Annotated in this window: 5 protein-coding genes; all 5 read right to left on the bottom strand. The window is 77.2% G+C overall.

Annotated features, from left to right (window positions below; all coding sequences use genetic code 11):
• Positions 1–10: 10 nt before the first annotated feature.
• Complete coding sequence (locus FKD65_RS45395; protein WP_141576718.1) at positions 11–16,054, bottom strand: type I polyketide synthase; 16,044 nt, start codon at positions 16,052–16,054, stop codon at positions 11–13.
• Between the two features lie 101 nt (positions 16,055–16,155).
• Positions 16,156–17,526: a methylaspartate mutase gene (locus FKD65_RS07095; RefSeq protein ID WP_240810003.1), complete on the bottom strand. Its 1,371-nt coding sequence runs from the start codon at positions 17,524–17,526 to the stop codon at positions 16,156–16,158.
• Complete coding sequence (locus FKD65_RS07100) at positions 17,523–18,014, bottom strand: cobalamin B12-binding domain-containing protein (RefSeq protein WP_141576719.1); 492 nt, start codon at positions 18,012–18,014, stop codon at positions 17,523–17,525. The genes FKD65_RS07095 and FKD65_RS07100 overlap by 4 nt, the downstream gene beginning before the upstream one ends.
• Positions 18,011–19,261 carry a type III PLP-dependent enzyme gene (locus FKD65_RS07105; protein ID WP_141576720.1) on the bottom strand — a complete coding sequence of 417 codons (1,251 nt, stop codon included), beginning with the start codon at positions 19,259–19,261 and terminating at the stop codon, positions 18,011–18,013. Before FKD65_RS07105 ends, FKD65_RS07100 begins: the two co-directional genes overlap by 4 nt.
• Positions 19,258–20,787, bottom strand: a complete 1,530-nt coding sequence (locus tag FKD65_RS07110; protein ID WP_240810004.1) for an AMP-binding protein — start codon at positions 20,785–20,787, stop codon at positions 19,258–19,260. The genes FKD65_RS07105 and FKD65_RS07110 overlap by 4 nt, the downstream gene beginning before the upstream one ends.
• Positions 20,788–20,808 lie beyond the last annotated feature (21 nt).

Raw genomic sequence — 20,808 nt, forward strand, 5'->3', positions numbered from 1 at the left:
GGCCTTCCGCTCAGGTCGCGTCCCCGGAGGCGAGCGCCTCGCGCACCAGGTCCTCGACCGCCATCTTCTTGATCGCGTCTTCCCGGTCCTCCCGCGCGGGCCCGGGGGTTCCGGCGGGGGCCGCAGCGGGGTCGTCCGCGGCCTCCCCGGGCAGCAGCTCGGTCAGCAGGAAGTCGGCCAGCGCCCTGGAGTTGGGGTAGTCGAACATCAGCGTGGCGGGCAGCCGGCAGCCGGTGGCCTCCTGCAGCCGGTTGCGCAGTTCGATCGCTGCGAGGGAGTCCAGGCCGAGCTGGGTGAAGCCGAGGTCCACGTCGATGGACGCCGGCTCGTCGTGCCGGACGGCGGCGACGTGCGCCCGGACGAGGTCCAGCAGGAACCCGCCGCGCTCCTGCGCGGGCAGCGCGGCCAGGCGCAGGTCGAGGGCGGTGTCCTCCGCCGGTGCCGCCGCGGCCGCCGCGACGCGGGGCCTGGCCGGGGCGGGCCGGGCCGGGCGCGCGTGCCGCAGGTCGCGCAGGAGGGGCGGCACCGGCGCGTCCGGCGCGGGGTCGGTGAGCCGCATCGGCACCGGGACGGGCTCGTCGATCCGGGTCGCCTCGTCGAAGAGCGCGAGCGCCTCGGCGGTGGCCATGCCGGGGGCGCCGAGCCGCGCCATCTGCCGCAGGTCGGCGTCCGTGACGCCGCCGCCCATCTCCGTCCGCAGCTCCCACAGCCCGAAGGCGAGGGACGCGGCGGGCAGGCCCGCGGCCCGGCGGTGCCCGGCGAGCGCGTCCAGGAACCGGTTGGCGACCGCGTAGTTGCCCTGCCCCGCGGAGGCGACCAGGCCCGCCGCCGACGAGAGCATCACGAACGCCGTGAGGTCCAGGTCGCGGGTGAGTTCGTGCAGGTTCCAGGCTCCGGCGGCCTTGGGGGCGAGGACGGCGGCGAGCTGGTCGCCCGTCATCGCCTCCACCGTCGCGTTGTCCATGACCCCGGCCGCGTGCACGACCCCGGCGAGCGGCGCGTCGACCGGGACGCCCGCGAGCAGCGCGGCCACCGACGCGCGGTCCGCGACGTCGCAGGCGGCCACCGTCACCCGGGCGCCGAGCGCGGTGAGCTCCGCGCGCAGGTCGTCCGCGGCCGGCGCGGCCGGGCCCCGGCGGCTGGTGAGCAGCAGGTGCCGGACACCGTGCTGGGTGACCAGGTGCCGGGCGAGGACCGCGCCTATCCCGCTCGTGCCGCCCGTGACCAGGACCGTGCCCGTCGCGCTCCAGGGCGGCGGCCCGTCCTCGCCGCGCGCGACGCGGGCGAGCCGCGGCACCCACGCCTCCCCTCCCCGGACGGCCGCGACCGGCTCCTCCGCGCGGGCGAGCGCGGGGAGCAGGGCCGTCGCTGTGGACGATCCGTCCACGTCCGCGTAGAGGAAGCGGCCGGGATGCTCCTCCTGGACCGCCTGCGTCAGGCCCCACAGCGGGGCGTGGGCCAGGTCGGCCGCCTCCCCGTCGCGGACGGCCATGGCTCCTCGTGTCACGACCATCAGCCGGGACGCCGCGAACCGCTCGTCGGAGAGCCAGCCGCGCAGCGCGTCGAGCAGCCCGCCCGCCGCCGCGCGCAGGGCGTCCGGCACGTCGCCGCCGCCGGGGTCCGGGTCACCGAGCGCGAGCACCGCGACCGCGGGGGCCTTCCCGCCCTCGTCCAGGCTCCGGACGAGCGCGGCGAGGTCGGGCAGCACCGCCGCGCCGGGCAGCTCGACGCCCGCGCCGAGAACGGCCCAGCCGTCCGCGGTCTCCTCGACCGCGCCGCCGAGCGGCAGCCGGTTCCAGCCGAGCCGCAGGAGCGACTCGCGGTGCCCGGCGCCGGCGGCCGCGGCCGCGTTGACGCGCTGGGCGGTGACCGGCCGCACGACCAGGGACCCGACGGTCGCCACCGGGCGGCCCGCCGCGTCGGCGAGCTCCAGCCGGACGGCGTCGGAGCCCTCCGCGACCGGGCGCTCCACCCGCGTGATCCGGACCCGCAGCCGGGCCGCGCCCGCCGCGTGGAGCGCCACGTCCGTCCAGGCGAACGGGAGCTGCGTGCCGCCGACGTCCTGGGGCCTGCGGCCCTCCATGAAGTCCGTCGCGCTGAGCGCGGCGTCCAGCACCGAGGGGTGCAGCCGGAACCGGGCCGCGTCACCGGTCGCGGACTCCGGGAGGGCCACCTCGGCGAAGGTCTCGCCGCCCCGCACCCAGATGCCGCGCAGGCCCCGGAACATCGGCCCGTACCCGTAGCCCTGGCTGGTGAGGTAGTCGTACACCCCGCCTATGTCGACCGGGTCGGCGTCCGGCGGCGGCCACGCCGCGGCCGCCCACGCGGTCTCCGGGACGGCCGGGACCGCTTCCCCGGCCCGCAGCACGCCCGACGCGTTGCGCTCCCACGCCGCCTCGGCGGGGGCGTCCTCGCGGCGCGAGTACACCGCGAAGGAGCGGCGGCCGGACGCGTCGGCGGGCTCCACGGCGACCTGCACGGCGGTGCCGCCGCGCTCCGGCAGGGGCATCAGCGTCTCGATGGCCAGCTCCTCGACGACGGGGCAGCCGACCTCCTCCCCCGCCCGGACCGCGAGCTCCACGTAGCCGGTGCCGGGGAACAGGACGCTGCCGAGCACGTCGTGGTCGGCCAGCCAGGGCTGGGTGTCGGTGCCGAGCCGCCCGGTGAGCAGCGCGCCGCCGGTCGCCGCCGCCGCGACGACCGCGCCGAGCAGCGGGTGCCCGGCCGGGCGCTGGCCGAGGCCGGCGGGGTCGCCGGGGGGCGCGGCGGGCGCGTCGAGCCAGAACCTGCGGCGCTCGAAGGCGTAGGTGGGCAGGTCGACGCGGGCGGGGCGCAGGTCGGCCAGCAGGGCGCCGAAGTCGGGGCTCGCACCGGAGACGTGCAGGGCCGCGACGGCGGTCTGGAGCGCCTCGGGCTCGGTCATGGCGGCGTCCGAGGCCGCGACCATGAGCATGCCGGGGCCGTCGAGGCACTCGCGGGCCGCCGCGGTGAGGGCGCGGCCGGGACCGATCTCCACGAAGCGCGTCACGCCCGCCGCGCCGAGCGCGCGCATCCCGTCGGCGAAGCGCACCGTCTCCCGGACGTGCCGGGTCCAGTACTCGGCCGAGGCGAGCTCCCGCGCGTCCACCGGCTCGCCGGTCAGGTCGGACACCAGCCGGACGTCCCGGAGCGGCGCGGCGGTGAGGCCCGCGGCGGCGCGGCCGAACTCCGCGAGCATCGGCTCCATCAGCGGCGAGTGGAACGCGTGCGAGACCCGGAGCCGCCTGGTCCGCCGTCCGCGTTCGGCCAGCCGCGCGGCGGCCCGCTCGACGGCCCGCTCCTCACCGGACAGGACGAGGGAGGCCGGGCCGTTGACGGCCGCGATCCCGACGCCCGGTCCGAGCAGCGGGGCCGCCTCGTCCTCGGTGGCCTGGACCGCGACCATCGCGCCGCCGGGCGGGAGGGTCTGCATGAGCCGCGCCCGCGCGGCCACGAGCGCGCACGCGTCAGGCAGGGACAGGGCGCCGGCGGCGTGCGCGGCGGCGATCCCTCCGACCGAGTGGCCGAGCAGGTGGTCCGGGACCAGGCCCCACGACTCCAGCAGGCGGTACAGCGCGACCTCGAACGCGAAGAGGGCGGGCTGGGTGTACCGGGTCTGGTCGAGCAGCTCCGACTCCGGGGAGCCTTCGGGGGCGAAGGCGATCTCGCGTACGGGGCGGTCGAGCAGCGGGTCGAGGTGGGCGCAGACGGAGTCGAAGGCCGCCGCGAAGGCGGGGTGGGCGGCGTGCAGCTCCCGGCCCATCCCGGGGCGCTGCGCTCCCTGGCCGGAGAACAGGAACGCGGTCGGCCCCTCGTCTCCGGCGGTGCCGGTGAGCACGCCCGCGGGGGCGCCGGTCCGGTCCGCGTCGGCGAGGGCGTCCAGGCGGCGCAGCGCCGCGTCCCGGTCCGGCGCGACCACGACGGCGCGGTGCTTGAGGGCCGCGCGGCCCTCGGCCAGCGACAGGGCGACGTCAGGGAGGCTCTGGCCGGGGCGGTCGCGCAGGTGGGTGGCGAGGCTCCCGGCCTGCGCCGCCAGGGCCGCCGGGCTCGCCGCGGCCAGCGGCAGCGGCACGGGCGGATGCGGCCGCGCGGCGGCGGGCCGCTCGGCCGGCGCGGACTCGGGGGCCTCCTCGATGATGACGTGGGCGTTGGTGCCGCTCAGCCCGAACGAGGAGACGGCGGCGCGGCGCGGCTCGGGCCCCTCCGGCCAGTCCACCGCCTCGGTGAGCAGGCGGACGCCGCCCTCCGTCCAGTCCACGCGCGGTGTCGGCTCGTCCACGTGCAGGGTGCGGGGGGCGAGCCCGGCGCGGACGGCCATCACCATCTTGATCACGCCGCCGACGCCGGCGGCGGCCTGGGCGTGGCCGATGTTCGACTTCAGCGAGCCAAGCAGCGCGGGCCTGTCGGCGGGACGGTCCTGCCCGTAGGTCGCCAGCAGCGCCTGCGCCTCGATCGGGTCGCCGAGCCGGGTGCCGGTACCGTGGCCCTCGATCACGTCCACCTGCCCGGGTGCCAGCCCGGCGGAGGCGAGCGCCTGCCGGATGACGCGCTGCTGCGACGGCCCGTTCGGGGAGCTGAGCCCGTTGGACGCCCCGTCCTGGTTGACCGCGCTGCCTGCCACGACGGCGAGGACGGGATGGCCGTTGCGGCGCGCGTCCGACAGCCGCTCGACCAGCAGCAGGCCCGCGCCCTCCGCCCAGCCGGTGCCGTCGGCGGCGGCGGCGAACGCCTTGCAGCGGCCGTCCGCGGCGAGTCCGCGCTGCCTGCTGAACTCCACGAAGATGTCCGGGGTCGGCATGACCGTCACGCCGCCCGCGAGGGCCATCGAGACCTCGCCGCGCCGGAGCGCCTGGCCCGCCATGTGCAGCGCGACCAGGGACGACGAGCACGCCGTGTCGATCGTGATCGCCGGGCCCTCCAGCCCGAGGGCGTAGGCGACGCGGCCCGAGGCGATGCTCCCGGCGCTGCCGTTGCCCGTGTACGCGGCGACGTCCTCGGGCACCTCCCGGAGCCGGGAGGCGTACTCGTGGTACATGACCCCCGCGTACACGCCGGTGCTGCTGCCGCGGACGGACGCCGGGTCGATCCCGGCCCGCTCGAACGCCTCCCAGGCCGTCTCCAGCAGCAGCCGCTGCTGGGGGTCCATCGCCAGCGCCTCGCGCGGCATGATGCCGAAGGGCTCGGGGTCGAAGTCGGCGGCATCGTAAAGGAATCCGCCGCTGCGCGTGTAGGCGCGGCCGGGCGTCCCCGGCTCCGGATGGTAGAGCCCCGCCGTGTCCCAGCCCCGGTCGGCGGGGAAGTCGCCGACCGCGTCGCGGCCCTGCGCGACCAGCCGCCAGAGGTCCTCGGGCGACCGGACGCCGCCGGGGAAGCGGCAGGCCATGCCGATGATCGCGATGGGCTCGTCGGTCGCCGGAGCCGTCGCGGGCGCGGCGGTCCGGGCGGTGCCCCTGGACGCCCCGGGCCCGCGCTCGCCGAGCAGCTCCGCGACGGCCCGGGTGGTCGGGTGGTCGAACACCAGCGTGGCCGGGAGCCTCAGCCCGGTGGCCTTCGCCAGGGCGTTGCGGAGCTCGATGGAGGCGAGCGAGTCGAAGCCCATGTCGCGGAAGGCGCGGTCGGGGTCCACCTCGGTGGGGGACGCGTGGCCGAGCACGGCCGCGACGTGCTCGCGCACCAGCTCGAGCAGGACGCGGTCGCGTTCGGCGCCGGAGGCGTCCTCCAGGCGCCGCAGCAGCGCCGCCGACGCTCCACCGGCGCTCCTGCGAGCGGGCCCGGTCGCTCGGCCGTGGGCCCGGTCGCGCAGCAGGGCGGGCAGGTCGTCGGTCCGGGCGGCGAGGGCGGCGGCGTCCAGCCGCAGCGCGACCGGGGCGGCCTCGCCGGAGCCCGCGGCCGCGTCGAACAGCGCGAGCGCCTCGTCGGCGGGGAGCGCCGGGGTGCCGAGCCGCGCCATCCGGTCGAGGTCGGCGCCGGTCAGCGCGCCGCCGAGCCCGGTGTCGAGGGCCCACATGCCGTACGCGAGCGATGCGGCCGGGAGCCCCGCCGCCCGGCGGTGCGCGGCGAGCGCGTCGAGGAAGGTGTTCGCCGCCGCGTAGCCCCCCTGCCCGGAGGCGAGGACGAGGCCGCCCGCCGAGGAGATGAGGACGAAGGCGGTGAGGTCCAGGTCGCGCGTCAGCTCGTGCAGGAGCCACGCGCCGCCCGCCTTCGGCCGCAGCGCCGTGGCGCACCGCTCGGGGGTGAGGGCGTCGACGGGCGCGTTGTCCACCGCGCCCGCGGCGTGGACGACCGCGCGCGGCGGGTGCGCGGCGAGGAGCGCGGTCACGGCGCCGCGGTCGGCGACGTCGCACGCGACGACCTCGGCCCGCGCGCCGAGCCCTTCCAGCTCCGCGACCAGTTCGGGCACGCCCGGCGCGGCGGGTCCGCGCCTGCTCGCCAGCACCAGCCGCCGGACGCCGTGGAGCGCGGCCAGGTGCCGGGCGATGGCCGCACCGATCCCGCTGGTCCCCCCGGTGACCAGCACCGGACCGTCGTCGGGCCATGCGGGGGCGGCGGTCCCGGCGGCGAGGGCCGCCAGGCGGGGCACCGACGCGTGCCCGGCGCGCAGGGCCGCCTCGGGCTCGCCGGTCGCGACCACCGCGCCGAGCCGCGCCTCGGATTCGGCGGAGCCGTCGCAGTCCACGAGGACGAAGCGGCCCGGGTGCTCGGCCTGCGCGGCGCGGACCAGGCCCCACACCGCGGCCTGCGCCGGGTCGACGTCCTCTCCGGGGGCGGACGGGACCGCCCCGTGCGTGAGGACCACGAGCGGCTCGTCATCGGTGCGGCCGTCCCGCAGGCGGTTCTGGAGAGCGTGCAGCGCCTCGGCGGTCACGGCCTGTACCGCCTCCGGGACGTCCGCGCCCTCCGGCGGGGCGGCGCGGAAAGACTCGGGGGCCGGACGGCCCGCGCCTTCCGGCAGTGGCAGCGGCCGCCACTCGATCCGGTGCAGGGCCGCCGCGAGGCCGCGCGCCGCGTGCAGCCGGTCGGCGGTGACCGGACGGGAGACGAGCGATTCGACCGTGGCGACGGGCCGGCCGGTCGGATCGGCCACCGTGATCGCCGACAGCTCCTCGCCGCGCAGCCGCCGGATGCGCACCCGGGCGGCCGCCGCGCCGCCCGCGTGCAGCGTGACCCCGTTCCAGCTGAACGGCAGGAGTGTCGCGTCCCGGGCCTCGGCATGCCCGCACAGGAGGTCGGCGTGCATGGCGGCGTCGAGCAGCGCGGGGTGCAGGCCGTAGTCGCCGGCTTCGGCCGCGGTCTCCGCGGGCAGCTCGACCTCGGCGAACACCTCGTCCCCGCGCCGCCAGGCGGCGCGCAGGCCCTGGAAGGCGGGACCGTAGCCGTAACCGCGCTCAGCGAGCGCTGAGTACGCGCCGGTCACGTCGACGGGGTCGGCTCCGGGCGGCGGCCACGGCGTCAGCTCGTCGTCGGGTTCGGCGGGCTCACCGGACCGGGGGCCGAGGGTGCCGCCCGCGTTGCGCGTCCAGTCCGCGCCGGGCTCCTCAGGCCGCGAGTAGATCGACAGCGCGCGGGCCCCGGTGCCGTCCGCCGCGGCCACCACGACCCTCAGCGCGAGCGCGCTCCGCTCGGGGAGGACGAGCGGGTTCTCCAGGGCCAGTTCCTCGATCCGCTCGGCGCCCGTCTCGTCGGCGGCCCTGATCGCCAGCTCGACCAGCGCGGTGCCCGGCAGCAGCACGGCGCCCAGCACCCGGTGGTCGCCGATCCACGCCCGGGTGTCGGTGGAGAGCCTGCCGGTCAGCACGGTCTCGCCGGAGGCCGGGGACGTCACGACGGCGGTGAGGAGCGGATGCCCCGCCTCCTCCAGCCCCGCCGAGCCGAGCCCCGCACCGGACCCGACCGAGGGGTCGAGCCAGTAGCGCCGCCGCTGGAAGGGGTAGGTGGGCAGCTCCGGCCCCTCGGCCCCGGACCCCTCGGGGAGGACCGCGGACCAGTCGACCCGGTGGCCCCGGGTGAACGCCTGGCCGAGGCCGGTCAGGAGTTCGCGCGCCTCGGGCCGGTCGCGCCGCAGCAGGGCGATGGCGCCGTCGTCGACCAGCGGCGTGAGGGCCGCGTCGGGGCCGATCTCGATGAACGTGCCGACACCCTGGCCGGACAGGTGCTCGATCGCGTCCCCGAACCGGACGGTGCCGCGCACCTGACGCACCCAGTACTCCGGGCCCAAGTCGCTCTCGGGCAGCCCGGTCACGTTCGAGACGACCGGGATCTGCGGGGCACGGAAGTCCAGCCCGCCGATCGCATCGGCGAAAGCGTCCAGCATCGGCTCCATCAGCCGCGAGTGGAACGCGTGCGAGACCTGCAACCGGCGCGTCCTGCCCTCCACCGCGCCCGCCACCGCGACGACGGAGGACTCCACCCCGGACAGCACGACCGCCCGTGGTCCGTTCACCGCCGCGATCTCCACGCCATCGGTCAACAGCGGCCGGATCTCGTCCTCCGACGCCTGGACTGCGACCATCGCCCCACCTGGTGGGAGGCCCTGCATCAACCGGGCACGCGTCCGCACCAACGCACACGCGTCCTCAAGCGACAACACACCGGCCACATGAGCGGCCGCGATCTCGCCGACCGAATGCCCCACCAGGAAGTCCGGGACGACGCCCCAGGATTCGAGCAGCCGGAACAGCGCGACCTCGAACGCGAACAGGCCCGTCTGCGTCCAGAACGTCTGCGTCAAACGGTCGAGGTCATCACCCCAGACGACCTCACGCACCGGCTCGTCCAGCGCCTCGCAGACCTCATCGAAGGCTGAGGCGAACACCGGGAACGACTCGTACAGCTCCCGGCCCATCCCCGACCGCTGCGAACCCTGACCCGAGAACAGGAACGCAAGGCCTGCCGGGCTGCCGGGGGTGGAGGGAGGCTCTTCCGCGATGCGTTCCAGGGAACGGCCCAGTTCGACCCGGTCCGCGCCTATCGCGACGGCGCGATGCTCCAGGCTCGCCCTGGCCGTCACGAGGGCGCGGGCGGTGGGGACGAGCCGGTCGCCGGGGAGCGCGCCGAGGTGGGCGCGCAACCGGTCGGCGTGGGCCCGCAGCGCCTCCGGCGTGCGGGCCGACAGCACCCAGGGGATCACCGGCGGGCCGTCCGGATCATCGGAGGCCGGCTCGGCGGCCGGGGCCTCTTCGAGGATGACGTGGGCGTTCGTCCCGCTGATCCCGAACGACGAGACCCCCGCGCGGCGCGGACGGCCGTCCACCGCCCACTCCCGATCCTGGGTCAGCAGCCGCACCGCACCCGACGACCAGTCGACCTGGTCCGACGGCACGTCCGCGTGCAGCGTCCTCGGCATGACGCCGTGGCGCATGGCCTGCACCATCTTGATCACACCGGCGACACCCGCCGCGGCCTGCGTGTGCCCCATGTTCGACTTGACCGACCCCAGCCAGAGAGGCCGGTCCTCCGGACGCTCCCGCCCGTAGGTCGCCAGCAGCGCCTGCGCCTCGATCGGGTCGCCCAGCCGCGTCCCCGTCCCGTGGGCCTCCACCGCGTCGACCTCGTCGGGACGCAGCCGCGCGGTCGCCAGGGCCCGGCGGATGACCCGCTGCTGCGAGGGACCGTTCGGCGCCGTCAGCCCGTTCGACGCGCCGTCCTGGTTCACCGCCGAACCCCGCACCACCGCCAGCACCCGATGCCCGTGACGCCGAGCGTCCGACAGCCGCTCCAGCAGCAGCATCCCCACGCCTTCGCCCCAGCCGGTGCCGTCGGCCGAGGCGGCGAACGACTTGCACCGCCCGTCCGCCGCGAGGCCCCGCTGGCGGCTCATGTCCACGAAGGTGTCCGGGGTCGACATGACCGTGACGCCTCCGGCCAGGGCCAGCGTGCAGTCGCCGCGCTGGAGGGCTTGGACGGCCCAGTGCATGGCGACCAGGGACGACGAGCACGCCGTGTCCACCGTGACGGCGGGGCCCTCCAGGCCGAGCGTGTAGGCGACCCGGCCGGACACGACGCTCGCCAGGCTCCCGTTGCCGTGGTAGGCGGCCAGATCGTCCGGGAGCCTGCCCAGTCGCAGGCCCCAGTCGTGGTACATGACTCCGGCGAACACGCCCGTGGCCGTCCCGCGCAGCCGATGCGGGTCGATGCCCGCCCGCTCCAGGGTCTCCCATGACACTTCCAGCAGCAGCCGCTGCTGCGGGTCCATGGCCTGGGCCTCGCGCGGTCCGATGCCGAAGAACCCGGCGTCGAAGTCGGCCGCGTCGTAGAGGAAGCCGCCCCTGTCCGCGTAGCTCTTGCCCGGGACGCCGGGCTCGGGGTCGAACAGGTCCGCCGCCCAGCCGCGATCGGCCGGGAAGGACGAGATGGCGTCGCGGCCGTCGGACAGCAGCCGCCACAGGTCCTCGGGCGACCGCACGCCGCCCGGGTAGCGGCAGGCCATGCCCACCACGGCGACGGGCTCCTCCGCGGGCGCCGCCGCGGACGCGGCCGGGACGGCGGTGCCGTCCCGGCCCGCCAGGTGCGCGGCCAGGGCTTCGGGGGTGGGGTGGTCGAAGGTGAGGGTCGGGCTGAGCCTGGCGCCGAGGGCCGCGCCGAGGCGGTTGCGCAGTTCCACGGCGGCCAGGGAGTCGAAGCCGAGGTCGTGGAACCGACGGCCGGGTTCGACGGCGGCGGCCGTGCCGTGGCCGAGGACGGCGGCGGCGTGGGTGCGGACGAGGTCGAGCAGGGCCGCGTCGCGGTCCGTGCCGTCCAGCGCGGCCAGTCCGGCCGCTTGCCGGGCGGCGGGCGCGGCGGCGCGGGGACGGCGGCGCGGCGCGGGTGCCAGCGCCCGGAGCAGTGCGGGAACCTCGCCGCCCGCCGCACCGAGCGCGGCGCGGTCGAGCCGCACCGGCACGCACGCGGCCTCACCGGAGGCCACGGCCAGGTCGAACCGGGCGAGGGCCTCGGAGACGGGCATCGGCGTGATGCCGAGCCGCGCCATCCGGCTCATCGCGGGCTCGTCGAGCGCCGCGGCCATCCCGGCGCCCTCCCACGGGCCCCAGGCGAGCGAGACGGCGGGCAGTCCCTCCGCCCGGCGCAGCGCGGCGAGGCCGTCGAGGAAGGCGTTGGCGGCGGCGTAGTTGGCCTGACCGGCTCCGTCCACGAGCGCGGCGGTCGAGGAGAACAGCACGAAGGCGCGCGTCTCCGGCAGGCCGCGGGTGAGTTCGTGCAGGTGCCACGCCCCGTCGGCCTTGGCGGCGAGAACGGCGCCCAGACGGTCCGGGGTGAGCGCGGTGACGACGCCGTCGTCCAGGACGCCCGCCGCGTGGACGACCGCGGCCGGCGGACGGCCGGCGAGCAGCGCGGCCAGCGCCGCGCGGTCGGCGACGTCGCAGGCGACCACCTCGGCCTCCGCGCCGAGGGCGGCCAGCTCCTCGCGCAACTGGGCCGCGCCGGGGGCGTCGGGGCCGCGCCTGCTCACCAGCAGCAGGCTCCGCACACCGTGCACGGCGGCCAGGTGGCGCGCGATGCGGCCGCCGAGTCCGCCGGTTCCGCCGGTGACCAGGACGGGTCCGCTCCCCTGCCAGGCCGGCTCGGCGCCGTCCCGATCAGGGGCGGGCACTGCGGCGAGCCTGGGGACCCGCAGGCGGCCCGAGCGGAGGACCACCTCGGGCTCGCCGGTCGCGACGGCGCCGGGCAGCGCCGTCCAGGACCCCTCGGCGGCGTCGAGGTCGGCGAGGACGAACCGGCCGGGGTGCTCGGCCTGCGCCGCGCGGACCAGACCGTGCACGGCCGACGCGACGGGGTCGCCCGGGCTCCGCGTCGCCACCACCAGGCGCGCCGGCGCGAAGCGTTCGTCGGCGAGCCAGGATCGGACGGCCTCCAGCACGCCGCCGGTAGCGGCGCGCAGCCGCTCGGGGACGGTGCCCTCCTCCTCCGGGACGAGGTGGACGGCGAGTTCCGGCGCGGCGCCCGGGCCGATGTCCGCGAGGGGGACCGGTGCCGGGCCGCCGCCGGCCGGGCCGTGTCCCTCCAGCCGCACCGCGAGCAGCGGCCCGGCCTGCGAGGCCGGTCCGAGGCTCGCGGCGTTCGCGGGCCGGACCACGTAGGACGCGACGGACGCGAGCGGGGCGCCCGCGCCGTCGGCGAGGTCCAGGGCGACGGCGCCGCGACCCAGCGCCCTGATGCGGACCCGCGCCGCCACCGCGTCCACCGCGTGCAGGCGCACGCCGTTCCAGGCGAACGGCAGCCGGAGCCCCTCGGCGGCCTCGTCCGGCGCGGCGAGGTCGGTGGCGTGCAGCGCGGCGTCCAGGAGCGCGGGATGGAGGCCGAACCCGGCGGCGGAGGCCGCGGCGCCGGCGTCCAGCGCGATCTCGGCGTAGACGTCCGCGCCGTGCCGCCAGGCCGCGCGCAGCCCGCGGAACGCGGGTCCGTACTCGTAGCCCTGCGCGGTCATGTCCGCGTAGAGGGCCGCGACGTCGACGGGTTCGGCGCCGCGCGGCGGCCAGACCGCGAGGTCGGGCGTGTCGGCGGGGGCGGGCGCGTCCCGGCCGAGCAGGCCGCTCGCGTGCCGCACCCAGGAGTCGCCGGACAGCCCGTCGCCGCCTTCGGCGCGGGAGTAGATCCGGATCGTGCGGCGGCCCTGCCCGTCGGCAGGGCCGGCCGCCACCTGGAGCGCCACCGCGGCGTCCGGGGGCAGGACGAGCGGCGTCTCCAGGGTGAGGTCGTCCACCGCCGCGCAGCCGAGCAGCCCGGCCGCGTGCAGCGCCAGGTCGAGCAGGGCCGTTCCGGGCAGCAGCGTCGCTCCGGCGATCACGTGGTCGGCCAGCCACGGGTGGGCGCGCGTGGAGATCCGGCCCGTGAGGACGGCGCCGCCGTCCTCACCGAGCCCGACCGCGGCGCTCAGCAGCGGGTGGTCCAGCGGCTCCTGGCCGAGGACGCCGGGATCGCCGCTCTCCCGTGCCGCGAGCCAGTAGTGCTCCCGCTGGAAGGCGTAGGTCGGCAGCTCGACGCGCCGCGCGCCGCTGCCGCGGAAGAACGCCGGCCAGTCCAGCCGCGCCCCGCGGGCGTGGGCGAGCGCTACGGCCGCCAGGAGTTCACGCCGCTCGTCGCGGTCGCGGCGCAGCGCGGCGGCGAAGGCGGCGGTCTCGTCAGGCAGGCAGGACGGCCCCATCGCCGACAGCACCGGGTCGGGCCCCAGCTCCAGGAACGTGCCGGTGCCCTGCCCGCCCAGCCACCGCATGCCGTCGTGGAAGCGCACGGCCTCGCGGACGTGCCGGACCCAGTAGCCGGGCGAGCGCAGCTCCTCCTCGGACGCGAGCGCGCCCGTGAGGTTCGAGACGATCGGGATGCTCGGCGGCGCGTAGTCGAGGACGCGCGCGACCCGGCCGAACTCCTCCAGCATCGGCTCCATGAGCGGCGAGTGGAACGCGTGCGACACCCGCAGGCGCCGGGTGCGGCGGCCGTCCCGCTCGAACCCGGCGGCCAGGCCGAGCACCACGTCACGCGAGCCCGACAGCACCACCGCGGCCGGGCCGTTGACGGCGGCGACGGCGGCCTCGGCCTCGTGGCCCGCGAGGGCGGCGAGCGCCTCCCGCTCGGTGGCCTCGACGGCGACCATCGCGCCGCCCGCGGGGAGCTCCTGCATGAGGCGTCCGCGCGCGGCCACCAGAGCCGCGGCGTCCTCCAGCGACAGGACGCCCGCGACGTGCGCGGCGGTCACCTCGCCGACCGAGTGCCCGGCGAGGTGGTCCGGGCGCAGCCCCCAGGACTCCAGCAGCCGGTAGAGGGCCGTCCCGACGGCGAACAAGGCGCCCTGCGCGTACACGGTCTGGTCGAGCAGAGCGGCCTCGGGGGATCCCTCCGCGGCGAACAGCACGTCCCAGAGCGAGCGGTCGTAGTGCACGTCCAGGTGGTCGACGGCCTGCTCCAGCGCCCGCGCGAACTCCGGATACGCGCCGTGGAGCTCCCCGCCCATGCCTCGGCGCTGGCTGCCCTGCCCGGGGAACAGCATGGCCAGGCGTCCGCCGCCGGCGTGGCCGCGCACCGGTTCGGGCCCGCCCTCGGCCGGGCCGCCGGCCGCGAGGGCCCGCAGTCCCGCGACGGCCTCGGCGGGATCGGCGGCGATCACCACGGCGCGGTGGTCGAGGGCGGCCCGGCCGGTCGCCAGCGAGTAGCCGAGGTCGGTGACGAGCCGGGCGTCGGCGGGATCGCCGCCGTCGAGCCGCTCGATCAGGCGCTCGGCCTGCGCGGCGAGCGCGTCCGCGCCGCGCGCCGACACCACCAGCGGAACCGGCCCGGACGGGGGCTCCCCGACCGCCGGGGGCTCCTCGGCGGCCGGCGGCTCCTCAAGGATCAGGTGGGCGTTGGTGCCGCTCACACCGAACGACGACACGCCGGCGCGGCGCGGGGCATCGCCCGGCTTCCACTCGACCGGCTCGGTGAGCAGGGCGACCCGGCCCGCCGTCCAGTCGACGTGCCGGGAGGGCCGGTCGACGTGCAGGGTGCGCGGGAGCACGCCGTGCCGCATCGCCAGCACCATCTTGATCACGCCCGCGACGCCCGCCGCCGCCTGCGCGTGCCCGATGTTGGACTTGATGGACCCGAGCCGCAGCGGCCCGTCCTGCGGACGGTCCCGGCCGTAGGTGGCGAGCAGCGCCTGCGCCTCGATCGGGTCGCCCAGCCTCGTCCCGGTCCCGTGCGCCTCCACAGCCTGTACGTCGGCGGCGGTGAGCCCGGCGTCGGCGAGCGCCTGGCGGATCACCCGTCGCTGCGCCGGGCCGCTCGGCGCCGTCAGCCCGTTGCTGGCGCCGTCGGAGTTGACCGCGGAGCCCCGCACGACCGCCAGCACCGTGTGGCCGCGGGCCAGGGCGTCGCCGAGCCTCTCCAGCACGAGCACGCCGGCGCCCTCGGCGAACGCCGTGCCGTCCGCTCCCTCGGCGAAGGACTTGGCCCGCCCGTCCGGGGCGAGGCCGCGCTGCCTGCTGAAGGCCGTGAACGTTCCGGGAGAGCCCATCACCGCGACGCCCCCGCCGAGCGCGAGCGAGCACTCGTGCGCGCGGAGCGCGCGCACGGCGAGGTGCAGCGCGACGAGCGACGCCGAGCAGGCGGTGTCCACCGTGAGCGCCGGGCCCTCCAGACCGAGGGTGTAGGCGACCCGCCCGGACACCACGCTGGGGGCGGCGCCCGCGAGCAGGTAGCCGTCGAGGCCGTCCGGCGCCTGGTGGAGCCGGGGCCCGTACTCCTGCGGCTCCGCGCCGACGAACACCCCGGCCGGGGTGCCGCGCAGTGACCGCGGATCGATGCCCGCGTCCTCCAGCGCCTCCCATGAGGTCTCCAGGACGAGGCGCTGCTGCGGGTCCATCGCGCGGGCCTCGCGCGGCCCGATGCCGAAGAACCCGGCGTCGAACTCGGCAGCCCCGGCGAGGAAGCCGCCCCGCCGGGCGTAGGTCGTGCCGGGTTCGGAGGGGTCGTCGGAGAACAGCCGGTCCAGGTCCCAGCCGCGGTCGGCGGGGAACTCCGACACGACGTGCGCGCCGTCCGAGAGCAGGCGCCACAGCCGCTCCGGCGTGTCCGCGCCCCCGGGGAACCGGCAGCCGATGCCGACGATCGCGATCGGCTCGTCGTCGTCCCGGTCGCGGGCGGCGACGGGCGCCTCGTCCGGGGCCAGGCCGAGCAGCTCGGCGTGCAGACGCTCGGCGAGCGCGCCGGGCGTGGGGTGGTCGAAGGCGACGGTGACGGGCAGGGCGAGGCCGGTCGCCGCCGTGAGCCGCGCGTGCAGGTCGACCAGGGCCAGCGAGTCCAGGCCGAGGTCGCGGAACGGCCGGGCGGCGTCGGCGGCGGCCGCTCCGGCCCCGTCCTCCGGTCCGGCCTCGGGCGTCCCCTCAAGCTCCACCAGGCGCGACGCCTGGGCGGCGAGCCCGGCCACCAGGTCCAGCAGCACCCGCGACCGCTCGCCCGGCGGCAGCCCGCCGAGCCGCAGCCGCCACCGCTCCGCCCGCGCGCCCGTGCCCTCGAAAGGCTCGTCGGCACCGCTCTCCCCGGCCGCAGCGAGGTCTCCGAATTCACCCATTGGCACGCTCTCCGACAGGCCGATGGCCATCATTGGGATTCACCTTGAATGCCACCCGACCCTAACCCGGCCGGATTCCGCCCCCTACCCCTAGCGGACCCCTATGCCAACTCCTTGAATTCCGGTCCCGAGCCGATTTCGGAGGCCTCGCGATCGAACTTGCGGCGCATGTAGGAAAGGTCGTCCAGCAGGCCGGAGGAGGTGACCCTGGCGGGCGCGGCGGCGCGGGCGCGGGAAGGTATCGGCAGCGCGCCCGTCACCGCCCAGCGCAGCCGCCCGTCGGGGTCGAGGTAGCTGCGGGTGCGGCCCCGGTTGTCCGGGTGCAGGCAGTACGGGATGTCGAGGTAGCCGCGCCGGAACGCCAGCAGCAGCGCCGTCCCCACGTCGTCCGCGAGGTTCAGCACCGCGCTGACCAGTGCGGACGCCTCCTGGTAGGTGTCCGATCCGGGGAACTCGGGCGGGTGCGCCGGACGCGGGGCGCCGCGGGCGGCGCGGGCGGCGTGTTCGAGCCCGGCCACGTTCTCCTCGATGGTCGGGATGCGGTGCGCTTCGGCGACGGTCTTGACGATGAGCCGTTCCGCCCCCGCGGCCACCGCCAGCCGGGCCGCCGCCGACAGCAGGCGCAGCGCCCCGGCCTCGCTGCGCGGATACAGCCCCATGTAGGTGTAGACGACCGTGTGCCAATCATTCGTCGGCAGTAATTCACCGCACAGCCGCCGCAATGCGTGAACCGCCTCCACGTCCTGGGCCTCATTGGTCTGCTGCGCGTAGCTGACCGATATGCTGGAGATCCCGTTGCGGCAGAAGAACAGCGCTTCCAGAACACTGATCGCGACCAGTTGGCCGGGCGGGCACAATTGTCCGAGCATGCAGCCGCCGAACGTCTCCAGATGCGGCTGGAGACCCAGGTCCGCGAGCTCGGCGAACCGCCGCGTGCAGTCGGCCCAGTTGCGGACCGACTCCGCCAGCGGCGTCCGCCCGTACGGCAGGCAGTAGGAGACGGGGCCGCCCTCGGTGGCGGCCAGCCGCAGCCGGACGAGCGCGGTGAAGATGTCGCCGGGGACGGCCGACCCGTGCCGGACCTGCACCGGGAAGCCGGCGTCGGCGACGCCGGCCAGCACCCGGGCGGTGGTGGCGGGCGGATGGGCGACGATCGGGTACCCGTTGAGGTCCGCGCCCTCCCGCAGTGCCCGCGCGGCGGCGCCGGGGTCCCCCACCCGGGTGTAGCTGTCCAGGGTGATGGTGCCGACGGTGGTGGCCCGCGCCCGCCGGGTGGCGACCAGGCCCGCCCGCATCCGGCGGGGCGAGCCGAAGCCCATCCGGGGCTGCACGACGAGTGCGCCTCCGGCGTGCCGGGCCCGAACGAACGCGCCGAAGTGCGCCGCCCGGTGCCGTGCCGCCTCCGGGACGCCCGGCACCGGCACGCCGGCCACCGGAGCGTCCGCGCCGGGCGGGTGCGGGTCCGCCGTCACAGGCCGCCGCCCTCCGGTCCCACCGGTGTGCGGGCGGGTTCGGGCAGGGCGGCCAGGAGGTCGCGGAACTCCGAGGTCCCGGCGGCGCCGCCCGCGAACACCGCGTCGTACCCGGCGGCGAGCAGCTCGGCGACCTGCCCCGCGGTGTCGGCGCCCCGGGTGTCCAGCTGCCCGCCGATCACCACCGGCGTGGCGGCGAGCGCGTCCCGGGCGCGGAGCCGTTCGATCAGCCGCAGCCCGTCCCGCCCGCCGTGGCCGTTGACGCTGCTGATCACGACCATCACCGGGGCGGTCCGCTCGCACGCCTCCACCAGTGTCTCCTCGGGGGTGCAGGGCCCGAGGTTGACCACCGTGTAGCCGAGCTCCTCGATGAGGAGCTGGAGGAAGACCAGGTTCCAGGTGTGCGCGTCGGAGGGCACGCTGCCGACCACGACGGTGCCGCGCGCCGCGGCGGGCCGCCCGGTGGCGTCCACCGGACTCACGGTCATCGCGGTCCCCCGGCGGGGACCGCGTCGCGGACGTCGGCGCGGCGGTGTTCGAGGCGGGTCACCGAGACGACCCGCCCGCCCCGGACGGCGACCTCCACCGGCGCCGGGCGTCCGAGGAAGGCCAGCAGGCTCGCGGTCAGCCCGTAGGCCCCGGCGTTCGGGATGACCACCGTGTCACCCGGGGCCAGGTCGGGCAGCTCGATCTCGCGGCCGAGGACGTCGCCGGGCGTGCACAGCGGCCCGACGAGGCTGCCCCGCCCGGTGGCCGGACCGGCGCCGTCCGGCCGCACCGCGACCGGCAGCAGGCGGCCGAGCCCCGACATGCCGCCGAAGGCGTTGATGCCCACGTCCAGGATCACGTACCGGCGTCCCCGGCTGGACTTGACGCCGGTCACGCCGGCGACCAGCGCGCCGGCCGTGCCGACCAGGTGCCGCCCGGACTCGCAGGCGACGCGCGGGCGGCCGGCGCGCCAGCCGGGAAGGTGCGGGTCGAGCGCCGCCTCCAGTTCGCGGCGCAGGTTCGGGTAGCGGGGGCGCTCGCCGGGGACGGCGTAGGGGGCGGCGAACCCGCCGCCGATGTCCAGCAGGTCGAGTGGCAGACCGAGGTCGCGGCCGAGGGCGGCGGCGGTCTCGACGGTCTGCCGGAACTCGGCGATCAGGCTGTCCTCGTCCCGCGCGTTGCTCAGCGGGAAGAAGTGCAGGCCGGCCGGCTCGACGCCGTCCACCCGGCGCAGCTCGGGCATCAGGTCGGGCAGCGTCTCGGCGTCGAAGCCGAACTGGGAGGGGGTACCGGTCATCCTGATGCCGGTGGTGGCGCCGCCCGGGGCTCCGTTGACCCGCAGCAGGCACCGGACCGGCGCGCCCTCCGCCCGCGCGGCGGCCCCGACGTTGCGGACGTCGTCCACCGAGTCCGTCGAGAACAGCCGGACGCCCGCAGCGATCGCGAGCCGCAGTTCCGCCATGGTCTTGCCGGGGCCGGTGTAGAGGCAGTCGGCGCCGGTGAAGCCGGCGTCGAGCGCGGCGGCGAGCTCTCCCGCCGAGCTGATCTCGGCGCGGCAGCGGCGCCCCGGTGCCGGCCGGGTCGCCCGGACGACGTCGGGGTGCGGGTTGGCCTTCAGCGCGTAGAAGAGCTCGACGCCCTCGGGCAGCGCGTCGAGCAGCCCGGCGGTGGCGGCGGCGACCTCGTCCAGGTCGTAGACGTACAGCGGGGTGCCGAAGCGTTCCGCCAGGTCCTGTTCGCGGGTCACCGCGCCTCCCCCACCAGCAGCCGGGCGAGCACGTCGCGCGAGTTCTTGCCGTGGGCGGTGAGCGGGATGTCGGGGAGCACCCGGCAGGTCGCCGGCACCTTGGCGGGCTCCAGCCTGCGGGCCAGCTCGCGCAGCACCACGCCCGCCTCGACCTCGCCGGCCACGAAGACGGCCAGGTCGCGGCCGCCGTCCGGGGGCAGGACGGCGGCGGCGCGGACGCCGGGGACGTCCATCGCCGCGGCTTCGATCTCCAGGGTGCTCATGCGGATGCCCTTGCGCTTGAACATGTCGTCGCGGCGGCCCGCGAAGTACAGGTAGCCCTCGCCGTCGAACCAGCCGTAGTCGCCGGTGTGCAGGCGGCGCCCGCCGGTCTCGGGGTCGGTGCGGAAGGTCCGGGCGGTCAGCTCGGGCGAGCGCCAGTACCCGGCCATGACGTGCGGCCCGGCCGCGGTGATCTCGCCGACCTCGCCGGGCGGGAGCGGCTCGCCGTCCGGGCCGAGGATCCGCACGGCGGTGCCCGGCAGCGGCAGGCCCACCGAGCCCGGGCGCTCGCCGTCCTGCTCGGGCGGCATGATCGAGATGCGCTTGCACTCGGTCTGCCCGAACTGGCGGACCACCCGCGCACCGGGGAACGCCTCGCGCAGCCCCTCGATCGTCGCGTCCGGCAGCGCGGCGCCGGTGTTGGTGAACATCCGCACCGGGGGCAGCGGGCCCGCCTCCCGCCGCGCCATGGTGACGATCATCGAGGCGAAGGACGGGACGATCGGGACGACGGTCGTGCCGGTCTCCCGCATCCGGCGCAGCATCACCAGGTCGGACACCTCGCCCGCAAGGACGAGTTCGCTGCGGCCGAGGCAGGCCAGCAGCACCTTGTACAGCCCGTAGTCCCACGAGATCGGGAACCGGCAGTACACCACGTCGTCCGGCCGGTAGCGCAGCACCTCCTGGATGGCGCGGCCGGCGAACACCACGGGCGCGTGCGGGCACATCACCGCCTTGGGGACGGAGGTGCTGCCCGAGGTGTAGACCAGGACCGCGAGCGCCTCCGGGTCGATGCCGGGCCCGGCGAACGGGTCCGCGCCGCGCTCGGCCTCCACCTCGGCCCAGACGGCGTCAGCGTCGTACACCGGGACGGCCGTCAGGTCCCGCAGCCGCGGCAGCTCCGCGCCCGGGGCCAGGACGAGCGCGGGCTCGGCGTCGGCCAGCACCGACTTCAGGTGGAACTCCCTCATCGCGGGGTTGAGCGGGACGAAGACGGCGCCGCTCCGCGACGTCCCGTAGAGCATGGCGACCAGCTCCGGCCGGTTGGGCAGCCGGGTCACCACCCGGTCCCCCGGCGCGACGCCGCGGGCGCGCAGCCACCGGGCGAAGGCGTGGCTGCGGTCGGCGAGCCGCCGGAAGCTCCACGCCCGCCCTTCGTGCCTGACGGCCGTCGCGTCCTCCGCCTCGCGGGCGGCCTCGTCCAGCAGCTCGTGCACGAGGCCCGCCTCCCGCGGCGGTCCCCCCGCCCTGTTCGCAGTCCGCACTGCCCCTCCCTCTCGGCGCCC

It is taken from the genome of Actinomadura sp. WMMA1423 (assembly GCF_006547145.1).
Classification (GTDB): Bacteria; Actinomycetota; Actinomycetes; order Streptosporangiales; family Streptosporangiaceae; genus Spirillospora.

What these genes read in the sequence shown, in the direction of transcription:
- FKD65_RS45395 (WP_141576718.1), bottom strand. Translation starts at nt 16,054, where the DNA reads ATGGGTGAATTCGGAGACCTCGCTGCGGCCGGGGAGAGCGGTGCCGAC.
- FKD65_RS07100 (WP_141576719.1), bottom strand. Translation starts at nt 18,014, where the DNA reads ATGACCGTGAGTCCGGTGGACGCCACCGGGCGGCCCGCCGCGGCGCGC.